This window comes from Halotalea alkalilenta, from assembly GCF_001648175.1.
Classification (GTDB): Bacteria; Pseudomonadota; Gammaproteobacteria; order Pseudomonadales; family Halomonadaceae; genus Halotalea; species Halotalea alkalilenta_A.
The window spans coordinates 105,343-121,207 of the sequence record NZ_CP015243.1 but is presented as its reverse complement, the minus strand read 5'-3'; the positions used below and the strand labels follow the sequence as shown (position 1 = coordinate 121,207).

Here is a 15,865-nt window from a genome sequence, read left to right as displayed (position 1 = left end):
TCGATGCCGCTTTGGCCTGCGTGGCTGGGGCGGCAGCCGTGCGCTTTTCGGGTAGAGTCTGGGCTAGCAACCAAGATCCAGACCCAGGGAACCCTGATGCTTCGTCCACTGATTCTCACCTGGCTGCTGTTCGGCCTTTCGATCACCGCGGCGCAGCGTCTTTACGCCTATGCCGACCCGCTCGATACCGTGCCGCGCACCGCGGTGATCTCAGCCTTCGCCCCCGAGCTCGAACGGCTGCTCGAAGGGTTGGATGAGCGGCGCGACTTCAGCGCCAATGGGGTCGCCTTTGCCACCGGTACTCTGGAAGGGCAGCCGGTGGTGCTGTTTCTGAGTGGGGTGAGCATGACCAACGCCGCGATGAATACCCAGCTCGTGCTCGACCGCTTCGATGTGCGCCGGATCCTGTTCAGCGGCATCGCGGGCTCTTTGGATCCGTCGCTCAACATCGGTGACGTGGTGGTGGCCGAGCGTTGGGGTAACTACCTCGAGGGGATCTACGCCCGTGAGACCGCCCCCGGCGAGTTCGTTCCGCCGCCGTTCGCCGAACCGAGCGAACGCGCGGGCTTCGGTATGTTCGTGCCGCGCGACGTCAACGTGGTCAATGCCGAGCATCCGCAGGGCGAGCGTAGGTTCTGGTTCGACGCCGACCAGACGCTGCTCGCCGAGGCCCGGCGGCTGCCCGCCGACCTGCCGCTGCGCTGCGACGCCGAGCAGCAGTGCTTGAATCACCCGCCGCGGCTGGTGGTCGGCGGCAGCGGCGTCTCGGGGCCGGTATTCATGGATAACGCTGAGTTTCGCGGCTATGCCCACGAGGCCTTCGGTGCCTCGGTGGTCGACATGGAAAGCGCCGCGGTAGCGCAGGTCGCCTGGGCCAACCAGGTGCCATTCATCGCCTTCCGCGCGGTTTCCGATCTCGCCGGCGGTGGCGAGGAGGAGAACGAGATGGGCGTGTTCCTGAATCTTGCCGCCGACAGCTCGGCCAAGGCGGTACGCGCCTTCATGGCCGGCCTGGATCGCCCCTAGCCGGCCGGGAGGCCGGCCAGATAGTCGTCCACCTCCGCCTCGATCCAGGCGCGCAGGGCACGGCAATCAGGGGAGTCGCCGCGTCCGCGCGGCCATACCAGCCAGTAGGGATAGGGGTAGCTCACCTCTATCTCGCTCAGCCGCACCAGCTCTGCGCGCGCGAGCGCTCCCGCGACCAGGCTGAGCCGCTCGAGCGCGACGCCGTAGCCGAGCCGTAGCGCTTCGAGGATCAGGTTCGAGTCGTTGATCGCGAGCCCGCCGGGCGGTGGGGGCTCGACGCCGGCTGCCTGGCACCAGGCGCTCCACGGTTCCGCGGACTCGATCCGCGGCGCGCGGATGATCTCCTCGGCGCGTTCGGGCAGCCTGCCACCGTTGAAGTGGGGCGCGCAGACCATCACCCAGCGATCCTCGAACAGCTTCTGGCTGGTCATGCCCTGCCATTCGCCGAGACCCATCCGCACGCTCAGGTCGGCTCCGGCGATCGCTGTCTCGTGCAGGCCGAGGGCGACTTGAAGGACCAGCCGGCAGTCGGGGTGGCGGGCGCGAAAGCGCGGCAGCCTAGGCAGCAGCCAGTGCTGTCCGAAGGAAGGCAAGGTCGACAGCGTCAGGCTGGGGCTTCGTGGCGCGCGCCTCAGCTGTCTGGTGGCTGCATTCAGTTCGGCGAGGTGGTGGCCGACCTGCAGCGCATAAAGCCTGCCGTGCTCGCTGACCTTGATCCTTCTCCCGCTGCGCTCGAACAGTGCGACACCCAGGTTCTCCTCGAGCTGCTTGATCTGTTGGCTGACCGCTGAGTGGCTGACGCAGAGCTCGGCGGCGGCGAGGGTGACGCTGCCGAGCCGGGCTGTCGCCTCGAAGCAGCGCAGCGTATTCAGTGCGGGCAGACGTTGCATGTCAGTTTTGCTTACCTAAATGGAATGACGAAGTCGATATTCATCGCCGATGAGGAGCGCTAGATTCGGCTTGAAGCGGTGATGGCGATGCATTGGGTCGATATCCAAGTTAAGCATGGCTGACGGAGATGGAACATGCGTTTGATCGGAATGCTCGATTCTCCCTACGTGAGGCGCACCGCGATATCGCTGCGTCGGCTCGGCGTCGCATTCGAGCTCGAGCAGCTGTCGGTGTTCAGCGAGCCCGAGCGGTTCAGCGCGATCAATCCGCTGCTTAAGGTGCCGACCCTGGTGTGCGACGACGCCACCGTGCTGGTCGACTCCAGCCTGATCATCCTCCATGTCGAGCGGCTCACCGCGTCGCACAGCCTGACGCCGCTGGCGCCTGGGGATGCGCTGCGCGACCTGAGGATCACCGGCCTGGCGCTGGCGGCGTGTGAAAAGGCGGTGCAGCGGATCTATGAGCAGCGGCTGCGCCCAGAGGAGAAGCGTCACGCGCCCTGGGTCGAGCGGATCGACATGCAGCTCGCCGTGGCGTGGCGTGAGCTCGAGCAGGAGCTTGCCATCGCATCGCCGCCGCTCGACGCCGAGCGGGCGACCCATGGCGCGATTGCCCTGGCGGTGGCATGGCGATTCTGCAGCGCGATGCTGCCTGAATGGACAGCGGGGATAGAGGCGCCGCGCCTGCGGGCTTTTTCCGCCGCCGCTGAGCGGCTCGACGACTTCCGTGCCTTCGATTTCGATTTACCCTGACCAGGAGACCTGCATGACCCGGCCCTTACGTGTTGGTCTGATCGGCGATCGTTCCGACGCCGTGACCGCTCATCGTGCGATTCCGCTCGCCCTCGACCGGGCCGCCACGCGGCTCGGCGTCGAGGTCGAAGGCGTGTGGCTGGCAACCGTTGAGCTGGAAGACGACGCGTCCCGCTGGGATGCGCTTTGGTGTACACCGGGCAGCCCCTACGCCGATACCGGGCGGGTACTCTCGATGATCCGCGCCGCGCGGGAAGCCCGGGTGCCTTTCCTCGGCACCTGCGGTGGTTGCCAGCATGCGCTGCTCGAATGGGCGCTCGACGTGCTCGACTGGGATGATGCCACCCATGCCGAACTGGTCGACGCAGGCCGTGCGGTGATCGCGCCGCTGGCCTGCGCTTTGATCGAGCGTTCGCAGCCGGTGCGGCTGCTGCCGGGGAGCCGTCTGAGCGCATTGCACGACGATGCACTCGAGATCGAGGCACGCTATCGCTGCAGCTTCGGCGTCAATCAGGCCTATCGCGAGGGATTGTTCGGCGACCGTTTGCGGATCAACGCCGAAGATGAAAGCGGCGAGGTTCGTGGGTTCGAACTCACCGATCATCCATTTTTCGTCGCGGTGCTGTTCCAGCCCGAGCGCGCCGCACTCGAGGGCAAGCGGGTGCCGCTCGCCGAGGGGCTGCTGGCGGCCGCAGTGCGGCACGCATATACGACAGGAGCCCGCATATGAGCCACCGTTACACCGCCGAGCTCGAATGGCTGCGTGGGGAGCAGCGGTTCACCGACAATCTCTATAGCCGTCGTCACCGCCTGCGTTTCGACGGCGGCATCGAGCTGGATGGATCCTCGTCGCCGCTGGTGGTGCCTGAGCCGATGTCCGATGCCTGCGCGGTCGATCCAGGAGCTGTTCGTCGCCGCGCTCGCCAGCTGCCACATGCTCTGGTTTCTCGGCATCGCGGCCAAGCGGCGGCTGTGCGTGGATCGCTACTTCGATCCCGCCTACGGGGTGATGGGCAAGGACGAGGCCGGGCGTGAAATGATCCGCGAGGTCGTGCTGCGTCCAGAGGTGATCTTCGCTGGGGACAAGCAGCCGGAGCGCGCGCTGATCGAGCGGATCCACCATCAGGCTCACCAGGCATGCTTCATCGCCAACTCGGTCAGAAGCGAGGTGCGCTGCGAACCCTGTTTCATCGTTTGAGATGTGGTGGATTGCTAATACTGAGAGTATGTTGATATTGAATTGCCGTTTTTGTCTAAAGTAGGGCATGCACAGTCCATTTAGGGCGCTTATACTGCGCATGCCTTCCAACCCCCGAAGGTCCGCGGTGGTCGCGTCGATCCTCGATCCTGATCGGCGTCCGACGGTTCGTCTCCCATCCTTGGCGAGCCGCCACCGCAACTCTCTCACCGCGCGGCCCCCGCTATCGCCTCGGCGCCGCACGGAATTTCCATGCCCTCTCTTATCGACACCCGACTCCCCCCGTAGCGGGGACCTGGCGCCAGCTGGAGCGCGACATACATGACCCTCGACACCGCCCTGGCAGAGGAAAGCGCCGCCGAGCGCGCGCGGCCGGCCAATTCGCCGCGCAAGGTGATCGCGGCGAGCCTGATCGGCACCACGATCGAATTCTATGACTTCTATATCTTCGCCACTGCCGCAGCGTTGGTGATCGGGCCCGCGTTCTTTCCCTCCGAATCGCCCGGGGTGCAAACGCTCGCCGCCTTCATGAGCTTTGGTATCGCCTTCGTCGCGCGTCCGGTCGGCTCGGTGCTGTTCGGCCATTTCGGCGACCTGCTCGGGCGCAAGTCGACCCTGGTCGCAAGCCTGCTGCTGATGGGCGTCGCCACGGTAGGCATCGGGCTGCTGCCCGGCTATGCCTCGATCGGTGTGGCCGCGCCGATCCTGCTCTGCGTGCTGCGCTTCTGCCAGGGGCTCGGCATCGGCGGCGAGTGGGGAGGCGCTGCGCTGCTGGTCACCGAGAACGCGCCCAAGGGGCGGCGCGCTTGGTTCGGGATGTTCCCGCAGTTGGGGCCGTCGCTTGGCTTTCTGCTCGCCAACGGCATGTTCCTCGTGCTGCTGCTCGGGATGAGCAGCGAGTCTTTCATGGCCTGGGGCTGGCGCATTCCGTTTCTGGTCAGCGCGGTGCTGGTGTTCCTCGGCCTCTACGTCCGGGTATCCCTGGTCGAGTCCGAGGCGTTTCTTCGTGAACAGGCGCGTGAGCCGGTGCGCGCACCGCTCAAGGAGCTGCTGCGTGACCACCGGCGCCCGCTTCTCCAGGGCACGTTCGCGATGGTGGCCTGCTACGCGATCTTCTACATCACCACGGTGTTCACGTTGAACCATGCGACCAGCCAGCTCGGCTTCGACCGCGGTGGTTTCCTTGCCATGCTCTGCGTGGCGATCGTGTTCATGGCGCTGGCGACGCCGGTTTCGGCATTGGCCTGCGATCGTTTCGGGCGGCGTCCAGTGATCGTCAGCGGGCTTTGCTTCACGCTGCTTACCGGGCTCGTCCTCGGCAGCTTGGTGGCCAGCGGCTCGACACCTTCGATGCTTTTGTTCTTGTGCATGGGATTACTGGCGATGGGGTGGATATTCGCCCCGATGGGAGCGCTGCTGCCCGAGCTGTTTCCAGTTCGGGTGCGCTATACCGGTGCCTGCGCGGCCTACAACCTGGCCGGCATCCTCGGCGCTTCGCTCGCGCCCTATGCGGCGCAGTGGCTGGTCGGCTGGGGCGGGCTGCAATGGGTCGGGGGCTATGTGGTGGGCATGGCACTGCTCAGCCTGGTGGCGATCCTCTCGATCGGTGAGACCCGCGACCGGGCCTTCTGAATCTCTCCAACCCGTACTTTCGAACCGGCCGCATGGCCGGTTTTTCCATTGCGCGCGATGGTCTCCGAAGGCGATTCCTGTGGGTTAGCTGTGGATGAGCTGTGTGTGTGCTCTGGATGAAACCGAGGGTTGTCCACAGGCTTGCGACGGGCCCTTTGGTGCCTTTAGAAAAGTCCTTTCAATGCTTGGGCTAGGGCGTTAGTGGGCACTTCAGAAAGGGATGGACGGAATCGGATAGGCACAATATATTGGTTGTCGGCGTCTAATTCTTTACCATATGTGGTACTTGGCGACTCTGGGTCAGAACGTTCCCGGACAAGCTTGTCAAGCGAGTTTTTGCGCCGCAGCCGCGCTTTTTCACTTTTGTTTTTTTCTGATCGACGGTTACGCAGCCCCCGACTGGTTCACGCGTGCATTGGCTCGCGGCGGGCCGAAGACAGCGACCCGAATGGACATCGAGAACACCATGACGACTCCCCTGATTGTGAAGGACGCTGGCAAACGCCAGATGCCTTTCGACCTCGAACGCCTCGAACGCTACCTGGGTCGCATCCATGCCGAGTTCCCGAACCTCGACATCAGCGAGTACAAGCAGAAGGCCTTTGGCTTCATCGAGCGCAGGGAGAGCATCGCCGCCGACGACATGGTCGACTACCTGATCCGCGAGGCGGAGTCGCGTACCGACGTGGCGACGCCGGAGTGGGAGCTGTTCGCCGCCAGGCTCTATCTCAACAAGCTGTACAAGAAGGCGAGCAAGAACCGCTTCTACAACGACGACGACAAGTACGGCTCCTACGTCGGCTTGCAGGAGAGCCTGGGTGAACGCGGGATCTATTCCGGCGATATCCTGAAGAACTACTCCAAGGACGAGTTGATCGAAGCCGGGAAGGTGATCGAGCCCGAGCGTGACAAGCTGTTCACCTACAACGGCCTCTATCTGCTCGCGACCCGCTATCTCGCCACCGACCACACCCGCAACGTCTACGAGCTGCCCCAGGAGCGCTGGCTGACCATCGCGCTCTACCTGATGCAGGACGAGAAGCCCCGCGAGCGTCGCATGACTCTGGTCAAGGAGGCGTACTGGGCGCTGTCGAACCTGTACATGACCGTCGCCACCCCGACGCTGGCCAATGCCGGCAAGATCGGCGGCCAGCTGTCGAGCTGCTTCATCGATACCGTCGACGACAGCCTGCAGGGCATCTATGACAGCAACACCGACGTCGCTCGTGTCTCCAAGCACGGCGGTGGGGTCGGTGCCTATCTCGGCTACGTGCGCTGTTCTGGGTCGGCGATCCGCGGCGTGCCCAATTCCAGCGGCGGCGTGGTGCCTTGGGTCAAGCAGCTCAACAACACCGCGGTCAGCGTCGACCAGCTCGGCCAGCGCAAGGGCGCGATCGCGGTCTATCTGGACGTCTGGCACAAGGACATCGAATCGTTCCTCGACCTGCGCCTGAACAATGGCGACCAGCGGCTGCGCGCCCATGACGTGTTTACCTCGGTGTGCATCCCCGATGTGTTCATGGAAACCGTCGAGCGTCGTGGCGACTGGTATCTGTTCGATCCGCACGAGGTCAAGGCGATCAAGGGCTGGTATCTGCAGGACTTCTTCGATGAAAAGCGCGGCTCCGGCAGCTTCCGCGAGAAGTACGAAGAGGTGGTCGCCGACGAGCGGATCAGCCGCAAGATCGTCAAGGCGATCGATATCTTCAAGCGGATCATGGTCAGCCAGCTCGAGACCGGCAACCCGTTCATGTTCTACCGTGACGAAGTCAACCGGATGAACCCGAACAAGCACCAGGGCATGGTCTACTCGAGCAATCTCTGCACCGAGATCCTGCAGAACATGAGCCCGACCCGGATGATCCAGGAAGTGATCAGCGGCGACCAGATCGTCACCACCAAGCAGGCGGGCGACTTCGTGGTCTGCAACCTCTCCTCGATCAACCTCGGGCGCGCGGTGCTCGCCGAACCCGATCTGGTCGACGAGGACATCCTCGAGCGGCTGATTCGCATCGAGGTGAGGATGCTCGACAACGTGATCGACCTCAACGAGCTGCCGGTGCCGCAGGCGACGATCACCAACCGGAAGTACCGGGCGATCGGTCTTGGCACCTTCGGTTGGCACCACCTGCTGGCGCAGAAAGGAATCGACTGGAACGACCCGCAGGCGGAAAGCTACTGCGACAAGCTCTATGAGCGGATCAACTATCTCGCGATCAAGGCGAGCATGGAGCTGGCCAAGGAGAAGGGCGCCTACAAGGTGTTCAAGGGCAGCGACTGGCATACCGGCGAGTACTTCGAGCGTCGTGGCTACGACAGCGACGAGTGGCAGACGCTCGCCGCCTACGTCGCCGAGTTCGGGGTGCGCAATGCCTATCTGCTGGCGGTGGCACCGAACATGAGCACCGCCCAGATCGCCGGTTCCACCGCCTCGATCGACCCGATCTACAGCGTCTTCTACTACGAGGAAAAGAAGGACTATCGCCGTCCGGTGGTGGCGCCTGGCCTCTCGCTCGAGACCTATCCGTTCTACGAAAAGGGCGCCTACAAGGTCGACCAGTTCGCCAGCGTGCGCCAGAACGGCCGTCGCCAGCGCCACGTCGACCAGTCGATCAGCTTCAACTTCTACGTGCCGAGCGGGATTCGCGCCAGCACGCTGCTGGATCTGCATATGACCGCATGGAAGGAAGGGCTCAAGACCACCTACTACGTGCGCTCCAACGACATCGATATCAGCGAGTGCGAGTGGTGCTCGAGCTGATCCGAGGCCTGGGTCTGGTCTGAAGAGTCGCCGAGCGCAGGCACTTTTCAGACGGACCGCGAGCCCTCGATCACAAGCCCCAGTCGGGGCGGCGCGTCGTCCGAATGGCTGACGCGCCATGCGCGTTTCGCTTCGTATTCGACCAGACAAGGCAGACCATGACCACGATCTCCGCTACTTCCCGCCTCGACCGGATCAAGATTCTCGAGCCGCTCAATCCGAACCGCTCCACTGGAATCATCAACGGCAAGACCAGCGGCATCCTCAACTGGAACGACATTCCCTACCCGTCCTTCTATCGGGCATACAAGGAGCTGTCGACCAACTACTGGATTCCCGACGAGGTCGACATGAAGGGCGACGCCAAGCAGTACGGCGAGCTCTCGGGCAAGGAGAAGTACGCTTTCGATGCGATCATCGGCCTGCTCGCCACTCTCGACTCGCCGCAGACGCGCTTCATCTACAACGTCGCCGAGTACATCACCGATCCCGCCGCTCACGCCAATGCGGCGATCATCGGCCAGCAGGAAGTGATCCATAACGAAAGCTATTCCTACGTGCTCGCCTCGATCGCTGGGCTCCAGGACCAGAACCGCGTGTTCGAACTGGCGCGCACCCATCCGACGATCATCAAGCGCAACGAGCCGATCATGGGGGCGTACAACGACTTCATGACCGAGAAGTCGGCCGAGACGCTGGTACGTGCACTGATCCAGTCGTCGATCCTCGAGGGGATCAACTTCTACTCTGGCTTCGCCTATTTCTACAACCTGGTGCGCCAGAACCGGATGACCGGCACCGGCAAGATCATCAGCTTCATCAATCGTGACGAGCTGGCGCACTCGAAGTTCATCAGCGAGCTGATCCGGGCGATCGTCGGCGAGAATCCTGAGCTCCAGGGCGACCGGCTGACCGAATACACCCACAAGGCGTTCGCCCACGCGATCGACCTGGAGACCGTGTGGTCCTCCGAGGTGCTCGATGGCATCGACGGCATCGACCTCGATGAGATGGTCGGCTACGTCAAGTATCGCGCCAACAAGATGGCGGGGATGCTCGGCATCGACAAGCTCTACTCGCAGAGCAGCGACAACGTGATGCCTTGGATCAAGGCTTACGCAGACAACTTCACCGAGACCAAGACGGACTTCTTCGAGATGCGTAACGCAAGCTACAAGAAGACCAACCTGGACAACGGTTTCGACGACCTTTGATTTCCCCGTCCGCGCTGTATGCGGGCTTCGCCCAGGAGCGTCACCATGGAGATCCTGCTTGGGTTCGATTCGTTGAGTGGCAACACCCGCGAAGTGGCCGAGCTGATCAAGGCCGAGGCCGAGCGCCTCGGCCATCGGGTGACGCAGGTGTACGTGACCATCGAGTCGCTCGCCGATGTCCTTCCCGAGCCTTTTCCGGCCGAGCGGTTCGATCTCTACCTGCTGGGTTCATGGACTGCCAACTCGGGACGCACGCCGCCGGAGATGAAGGAATTCATCGCCGAGCTCTTCGAGCGGGTCGGCAAGCCTTCGCATGTCGCAGTGTTCGGTACCGGTGAGACCCAGTGGGGTGAAGAGTTCTACTGCGGCGCGGTGAAGCGAATGGCGAAGTTCTTCGCATCGGCCTATCCGCGCTTGGAAATCGAACAGATGCCGCACGGCGACAAGGACCGTGCAGCGATCAACGAGTGGACGCGAGGCGTCATCACATCAAGGACAGCAGAAAGCCATGAACACCATCGACATCACCTCGCCTGACGCTTTCGCCGACGCCCTCGCAGCGCATCCGCTCTTGCTGGTGGATTTCTACAAGGATGACTGCCCAGGCTGCAAGATGCTCGACCTGTCGATCGGCAAGTTCGCCGCCAGCCCTGCGGCTGAAGGCGTGACCCTGGCCAAGGTCAAGCTCGAGGTGGTGGGCGAGTCGTTCTTCTTCTCGCACCGTCTGCGCCAGACCCCGACGCTCTTGCTGTTCAAGCAGGGTGAGGAGGTCGCACGCTCCCCTGGCTTCGTCGCGCCGGCGAAGATCGAGGAGCTGGTTCAGGGCCCCGCCTTGAGCGACTGAGCGCTCAAGGCCCTCGTCGTCTAAATCAGGGTGTCGGCAGCAAGGCTTCACCATTGCGAGCCACTACGCGCCCATGGCTGATCACCAGTGCGCGTGGGGCATGGGTGACTACCGTCTCGGCGACGGTCTCCCCCGTGGCCAGGAACAGGTCGGCTCGCTCGCCTACCTTCAGGCGCCGGGACTCGTGTCCGATCGCCCTCGCGCCCCGGTAGCTGCAAAGCCCAAGCGCCAGCTCAATCTCGTCGTCGCGGCGCAGGTTGTTGCGCAGGCCGAGTAGCTTGGCGCGCTCGAGCATGTCCGCATTACCGTAGGGCCCCCAGGTATCGCGGACACCATCGTTGCCGACGCCGATTGGCACGCCTGCCGCGATCAAGCGTTGTATCGCCGGCACCTCCCGGGAGGCCGGTGCGGTGGTGAGTATCGTCACCCCGAGCTCGGCGCATTCGTCGATCAGTGCCTGGGTGCGCTGCCAGTCAGGGGCGCCGAGGCAGAAGGCGTGGCTGATCGACACTTGGCCTTGCATGCCGTGGGCTCGGATGCGCTCGAAGATCAGCGCCATCGAAAAGGCGCCCAGCTCGCCGGTTTCGTGAAGGTGCAGGTCGATCCCTTTGCCGTGCTTCTCGGCCAGCTCGAAGAGCACGTCGAGCTGGCCCTTGGGGTCGCGGTCGATCGCGCAGGGGTCGAGGCCGCCGAGCAGGTCGGCGCCAAGCGCCAGGGCGCGATCGAGCAGCTCGATGGTGCCGGGGCGACGCATCACTCCCGACTGGGGGAAGGCGACGAGCTCGATGTCGAGCACTTCGCAAAGCCGTCGGCGAGTCTCGATCACGCCTTCGAGCGCCTTGAGTCCCTGCTCGGTGTCGATATCGACGTGGGAGCGGATCAGCGTGGTGCCGAAGGCCAGCGAGCGAAGTGCATGGCGCATCGACTGGACCTGCGCGTCGAGGCCGAGTGCCTGTCGCACCTGGCGTTCGTTGTCGATCTTGTCGAGCAACTGCGCCCCGACCTCATTGCGATACCAAGGCCAGCCGAGCAGCGACTTGTCGAGGTGGGTATGGGCGTCGACCAGCCCTGGCAAAGCGATGTGGCCTTTGCCATCGATCACTTCCACACCTTCGGCCGTGAGATGGGGCGCCATGGCGGCGATTCGCCCGTCGCGGATCAGCAGGTCCACGCTCTCATCGCCCCAGGGGCGCACGCTCTTGAGTAGCAGGTCGTTCATCTCGGCTCCATCGTCGCTTGGCTAAGAAACGTTCGACAGCCTAGCCGATTTACCCCTCGCCGAGGTGGCCTCTTTACCTTGCCGCTGAGCCAGGCATGGAGCCGTACCCGCCAGTTGCGCTAGGCTGAGCAGGATTCATCTCCAACCGAGCGCCACCGATGCCCCTGAACCTGCGTATTGCGTTGATTCCTCTCTACTTGATGCTCTTAGCCTGCGTGCTCGCGATCTCCGTGCCGCCCGCCCGCGCCGAGGTAGCCATTACCTTTCCACAGGCGGTGCAGCAGTCGGCGATGGTGATTGGGCGGGTACCGCCGGGCAGCAAGGTGGAGTATGCCGGGCGCGAGCTGCGGGTCACCGGCTACGGCACGGTGGTGCTGGGTGTTCCGCGCGATGCGCAAGCGGAGGTGACGGTGAAGGTTACACCGCCGGATGCCGCGCCCCAGGAGGTCGCGATCAGGGTCGAACCGCGCGCCTGGGATGTCGAGCGAATCAGCGGTGTACCGCCGAGGACCGTTTCGCCGCCGCCCGAGATCGCTGAACGAATTCGCCGCGAGCAGGCTGAAGTGAGCGCGTCACGCGGACGTGATGATCCACGCACCGATTTCGTCGAGCCTTTCGTCTGGCCGGTGAAGGGGCGGATCAGTGGCCGCTTCGGCAACATGCGGGTCTACAACGGTACGCCGGGCGCGCCACACTCCGGGATGGATATCGCCGCCGCCAACGGCACGCCGGTCGTCGCGCCAGCGAGCGGGGTGGTCACCTTCGCCAATCCCGATCTCTATCTCACCGGTGGGACGCTGCTGCTCGATCACGGTTATGGGATCAGCTCCAACTTCCTCCATCTATCCAGGATCGACGTCGAGATCGGACAGCGGGTCGAGCAGGGCGAGGTGATCGGGGCGGTGGGTGCCACCGGCCGCGCCACCGGGCCGCATCTTCATTGGGGAATGAACTGGTTCGACGTACGCCTGGATCCGCTGCTGGTGCTCGAGTGCAGTGCCGATCGTTGAGCCCCGCGAGGACAGTGATACCTTCTCGTTATTCGGCCTCGTCGTGCTGTGCGGTGTCGATCGAGCGGCGTCAGGCGGGACGACGACAAGGCAATGGTTCGCGAATAATCTGGTTTCTTCTTAGGTAATGAAAATATTTATCATTACCCTTGACGCTTCCCGGCAACGCCGCTAATCTCGTCATCGTGGTGTTCGCCAAGCACCACACGTCACCGGTGAATGTCAGGTTCATCGTTGACATCTCCTCATCAAGCTAGTCACGGTCCTTCTACCGCTCCCTTTGGGAGCGGTTTTTTTCGTTTCGATCCGTATGAGTCGTGTAGTCGGGCGTTAATGATAATTTTTATCATTACTATTGACTCGATCCTTTTCGCCCATGTATTCTCGGTTCCGTGGTGTTCGCCAAGCACCACACGCTACCGGTGAATGTCAGGTTCACTGTTGGCATCTCCTCATCAAGCTAGTCACGGTCTTTATACCGCTCCGGTCTCCGGAGCGGCTTTTTTCGTGTCCGTAGCCAATTGGCTGTCGCGGCGGGCTCTGCTAGGATGGCGCTTATGGATTTCTTCGCTTGATGAGGCGTAAGAAAACGAAGCGTTCGCCACAGAGCGAGCCTTCCCTGGCACCAAGACCGCTCCCTGGGCGGTCTTTTTCTTTGTCTGCGGCCTCCGTGGCGCGGCTTTTACACATCGGTTGTAAGCGCTGACGCTAACGAAACCGACGCCGCCGCCGAGGCATGGCAGAATGTTCCCCGCCGTTTGATAGCCTGGGTTTCAGGGTCTTGGTCTCGAGGTCACGATGCAACGATCGCTCTCCCTGGCGCTTCTTTGCGCTAGCTTTTCACTGCTTGCCGGCTGCCAGGGGTTGCTGCCGAGCGAAGCGCCCAGCACGCAACGCGCACCCTTTCCCGAGGCGGAGTACGCCAAGCTCGCGCGCTCGGGTAGTTCGACCATCGCAGGCCAGGTCTCGGTCGATCTCGGCCAGGGACGCGTGGTGCCGGGTGCCGGTGTCGACGTACTCGCAGCGCCGGTGACCAGCTATTCGCGTGAAGCTTACGAAGCGCTACGGGCGGGCCGGCCAATCGCGCCCGCTGACCCTCGTGCACAGGAATACACCCGCCGCACGCTGGCCGACGATCACGGTAATTTCCGCTTCGAGCACCTGGCCGCTGGCAGCTACTACCTGATCAGCCGACTCGAATGGGCGACCGAGGAAAATGGCCAGCAGCGGCGTCATCGCCAACCGGTACAGCGTGAAGTGAAGGTCGGCGAAGGGGCGGTCAGCAACGTGATGTTGAGTCCATGAGTTGCGACGGCCCGATGCCGCATGAGTGATTTCGAAGTGGATGGCGACTAACTTTCATTGGTTTCACCTCGCTCGGCTGGGCAAAATGGTCGGATTCCGTCGATCGGCGATGCCGATCGTGTCGCTCGATTTTCCAGGTAGGCCAGCATGTCCCGAACCTTCGAAGTCAGTTTCGAGTTCTTTCCTCCCCGTACCGACGCCGGCCGTGAGAAGCTGACTGCCACCCGGGACGCCTTGATGACCAAGAACCCCGAGTTCTGCTCGGTGACCTTCGGCGCAGGGGGCTCGACTCGCGATCGCACGCTCGAAACGGTGCTCGAGCTGCGCGATGGTGGGGTCGATGCCGTTCCCCACCTGTCCTGCATTTCCAGCGACAAGCAGGAACTGCGCGAACTGCTGGCACGCTATCGGGAGCTGGGCATTCGCCGCATCGTTGCGCTGCGCGGTGACATTCCCTCTGGCCAAGGCGGCGGTGGAGAGCTGCGCTATGCGAGCGAGCTGATCGAGCTCATTCGCGCCGAGCACGGCGATCATTTCGAGCTGCTCGCGGCAGCCTACCCAGAGATGCATCCGCAGGCCCGCGACTTCGAGTCCGATCTGCGCTTCTTCGCCGCCAAGATGAAGGCGGGGGCCAGTCGCGCGATCACGCAGTATTTCTTCGATGCCGAGGCCTACTTCCATTTCGTCGAACGGGTGCGTGCCCTCGGCGTCGAAGCGCCGATCATTCCCGGGATCATGCCGGTCACCCAGTTCGATAGCCTGGTACGTTTCTCCGATGTCTGCGGTGCCGGCATTCCGCGCTGGATCCGCAAGCAGCTCGAAGCCTATGGCGACGATCAGGAGAGCATGCGTGCCTTCGGCCATGAGATGGTGAGCCGGCTCTGCGAGCGCCTGATCGAGGGCGGCGCGCCAGGGCTGCACTTCTATACCCTCAACCAAGCCTCCCCGAGCCTGCGGATCCTCGACTCCCTCGGCCGTTGAGCGCTCTCAACCCGCTTCGATGCGAGAGTTCGTGTCTCCTCGCTGATCTTGGCTAGGCTTCAGGACACGCGCGGCAGCGCCGCGCGCCCGCCAAGACACTAGGAGACGCAAATGAAGTATCTACCTTCCTTGCTGTGTGCCGCTGCATTGACCTCGGCCCCCTGGGCCATGGCCGCGGTCGAAGTAGACGTCCATCGGGTCAGCGCCGATGGTATCGGCGACTCGATCGGTACCGTGACGTTCGAAAACACCCAGTACGGCCTATTGGTCACTCCCGACCTCTCTGGGCTCGACAGCTCCATCCATGGGCTGCACCTGCATACCACGCCGAGCTGTGAGCCGGGCGAGAACGACGCGGGCGAAGTCATCGCCGCAGGCGCGGCGGGTGGTCACTATGATCCGGATGAGCATGGCACCCACCAGGGGCCTTATGTGGACGATAGCCATCTGGGCGACCTGCCCGCTCTGGCCGTGGCCGAGGATGGCACCGCGCAGGTTCCGACCCTGGCGCCGCGATTGGAGGAGTCCGATCTCTATGGGCGTGCGCTGATGGTGCATGCAGGGGGCGATAACTACAGCGACCATCCGACCTTGGGTGGCGGCGGCGGTCGTTTTGCCTGCGGAGTGATCCCCGCTCACAGCCCTGGCTGAATGTGGCAAGTGCCGCGCCGAAGGCTGGCGCGGTCCGATCCCGCCGGGTGGGAAGGTTCAGCGGCGCAGCGTGCCTGGGTCGAGAATGCGTACCGTCTGGATCTCATTGTCGCGCTCGTTCTCACGAGGCCGATTGACCCGGGTGGCGAGCTCTTCGGTGGTAGGCGTCGGTTCGATGGCGAGCTGTTCGAGAAAATCGCAGTCGACGCACTCGCGGTAGCGTATTCCGCTGTGGTCCCAGCTGCGCAGGGTGTCCATTGCCGCACAGCGGGGGCATACGGCCCCAGCGATGAAGCGCTTGATGGCGGGCATATCGATGCGCCCTCCAGGGCGAGATGAATGAAGGCGCCGCCGCCCGTCGGCCAGGGGACGGGGAGCGGC

General features: G+C 63.4%; 17 protein-coding genes. 13 read left to right on the top strand and 4 right to left on the bottom strand.

What is annotated here, in order from left to right; all coding sequences use genetic code 11:
• Positions 1–96 precede the first annotated feature (96 nt).
• Complete coding sequence (locus A5892_RS00610) at positions 97–1,026, top strand: 5'-methylthioadenosine/S-adenosylhomocysteine nucleosidase (RefSeq protein ID WP_082890190.1); 930 nt, start codon at positions 97–99, stop codon at positions 1,024–1,026.
• On the opposite strand, the gene A5892_RS00605 is transcribed toward A5892_RS00610, so the two are convergent.
• On the bottom strand, positions 1,023–1,916 hold the full coding sequence (locus A5892_RS00605; protein WP_064121139.1) for a LysR substrate-binding domain-containing protein: 894 nt from the start codon (positions 1,914–1,916) through the stop codon (positions 1,023–1,025). The genes A5892_RS00610 and A5892_RS00605 overlap by 4 nt on opposite strands.
• Before the next feature lie 135 nt (positions 1,917–2,051).
• Between A5892_RS00605 and A5892_RS00600 the strand changes: the two genes are divergently transcribed.
• The 8 genes from A5892_RS00600 to A5892_RS00565 all read left to right on the top strand — a co-directional run bounded on the left by A5892_RS00600 (position 2,052) and on the right by A5892_RS00565 (position 10,318).
• Positions 2,052–2,669, top strand: a complete 618-nt coding sequence (locus A5892_RS00600) for a glutathione S-transferase (RefSeq protein ID WP_064121138.1) — start codon at positions 2,052–2,054, stop codon at positions 2,667–2,669.
• Between the two features lie 13 nt (positions 2,670–2,682).
• Positions 2,683–3,399, top strand: coding sequence for a CTP synthase C-terminal region-related (seleno)protein (locus A5892_RS00595; RefSeq protein ID WP_064121137.1), 717 nt, complete (start codon positions 2,683–2,685; stop codon positions 3,397–3,399).
• Between the two features lie 150 nt (positions 3,400–3,549).
• Positions 3,550–3,867 carry an OsmC family protein gene (locus A5892_RS00590; RefSeq protein ID WP_223302750.1) on the top strand — a complete coding sequence of 106 codons (318 nt, stop codon included), beginning with the start codon at positions 3,550–3,552 and terminating at the stop codon, positions 3,865–3,867.
• 321 nt (positions 3,868–4,188) lie between these two features.
• On the top strand, positions 4,189–5,499 hold the full coding sequence (locus A5892_RS00585; protein WP_064121136.1) for an MFS transporter: 1,311 nt from the start codon (positions 4,189–4,191) through the stop codon (positions 5,497–5,499).
• A gap of 466 nt (positions 5,500–5,965) precedes the next feature.
• On the top strand, positions 5,966–8,260 hold the full coding sequence (locus tag A5892_RS00580; protein WP_263281393.1) for a ribonucleoside-diphosphate reductase subunit alpha: 2,295 nt from the start codon (positions 5,966–5,968) through the stop codon (positions 8,258–8,260).
• A gap of 158 nt (positions 8,261–8,418) precedes the next feature.
• Positions 8,419–9,474: a ribonucleotide-diphosphate reductase subunit beta gene (locus A5892_RS00575; protein ID WP_043445896.1), complete on the top strand. Its 1,056-nt coding sequence runs from the start codon at positions 8,419–8,421 to the stop codon at positions 9,472–9,474.
• A 45-nt stretch (positions 9,475–9,519) separates the two neighbouring features.
• Positions 9,520–10,011 carry a flavodoxin gene (locus A5892_RS00570; RefSeq protein WP_064121134.1) on the top strand — a complete coding sequence of 164 codons (492 nt, stop codon included), beginning with the start codon at positions 9,520–9,522 and terminating at the stop codon, positions 10,009–10,011.
• Complete coding sequence (locus tag A5892_RS00565; protein WP_064121133.1) at positions 9,983–10,318, top strand: thioredoxin family protein; 336 nt, start codon at positions 9,983–9,985, stop codon at positions 10,316–10,318. Before A5892_RS00570 ends, A5892_RS00565 begins: the two co-directional genes overlap by 29 nt.
• Positions 10,319–10,343: 25 nt before the next feature.
• Here A5892_RS00565 and A5892_RS00560 read toward each other — a convergent pair whose 3' ends face one another.
• Positions 10,344–11,537: an amidohydrolase family protein gene (locus A5892_RS00560; protein WP_064121132.1), complete on the bottom strand. Its 1,194-nt coding sequence runs from the start codon at positions 11,535–11,537 to the stop codon at positions 10,344–10,346.
• Between the two features lie 158 nt (positions 11,538–11,695).
• Here A5892_RS00560 and A5892_RS00555 point away from each other — a divergent pair, with 158 nt between their 5' ends.
• Positions 11,696–12,547 carry a M23 family metallopeptidase gene (locus tag A5892_RS00555; RefSeq protein ID WP_150123440.1) on the top strand — a complete coding sequence of 284 codons (852 nt, stop codon included), beginning with the start codon at positions 11,696–11,698 and terminating at the stop codon, positions 12,545–12,547.
• Between the two features lie 70 nt (positions 12,548–12,617).
• Here the strand turns inward: A5892_RS00555 and A5892_RS20385 are convergent, their stop codons facing one another.
• Positions 12,618–12,779, bottom strand: a complete 162-nt coding sequence (locus A5892_RS20385; RefSeq protein ID WP_190295641.1) for a hypothetical protein — start codon at positions 12,777–12,779, stop codon at positions 12,618–12,620.
• Between the two features lie 566 nt (positions 12,780–13,345).
• Between A5892_RS20385 and A5892_RS00550 the strand changes: the two genes are divergently transcribed.
• From A5892_RS00550 to A5892_RS00540, 3 genes are all read left to right on the top strand, one after another.
• Positions 13,346–13,852 (top strand): hypothetical protein, encoded by a 507-nt coding sequence (locus A5892_RS00550; protein WP_064121131.1) that lies wholly within the window; start codon positions 13,346–13,348, stop codon positions 13,850–13,852.
• Between the two features lie 147 nt (positions 13,853–13,999).
• Positions 14,000–14,833 (top strand): methylenetetrahydrofolate reductase [NAD(P)H], encoded by an 834-nt coding sequence (gene metF / locus A5892_RS00545; RefSeq protein ID WP_064121130.1) that lies wholly within the window; start codon positions 14,000–14,002, stop codon positions 14,831–14,833.
• A gap of 111 nt (positions 14,834–14,944) precedes the next feature.
• Positions 14,945–15,484, top strand: a complete 540-nt coding sequence (locus A5892_RS00540; RefSeq protein WP_064121129.1) for a superoxide dismutase family protein — start codon at positions 14,945–14,947, stop codon at positions 15,482–15,484.
• Between the two features lie 57 nt (positions 15,485–15,541).
• Here the strand turns inward: A5892_RS00540 and A5892_RS00535 are convergent, their stop codons facing one another.
• Positions 15,542–15,796 (bottom strand): YheV family putative zinc ribbon protein, encoded by a 255-nt coding sequence (locus tag A5892_RS00535; protein ID WP_064121128.1) that lies wholly within the window; start codon positions 15,794–15,796, stop codon positions 15,542–15,544.
• Positions 15,797–15,865: the final 69 nt, after the last annotated feature.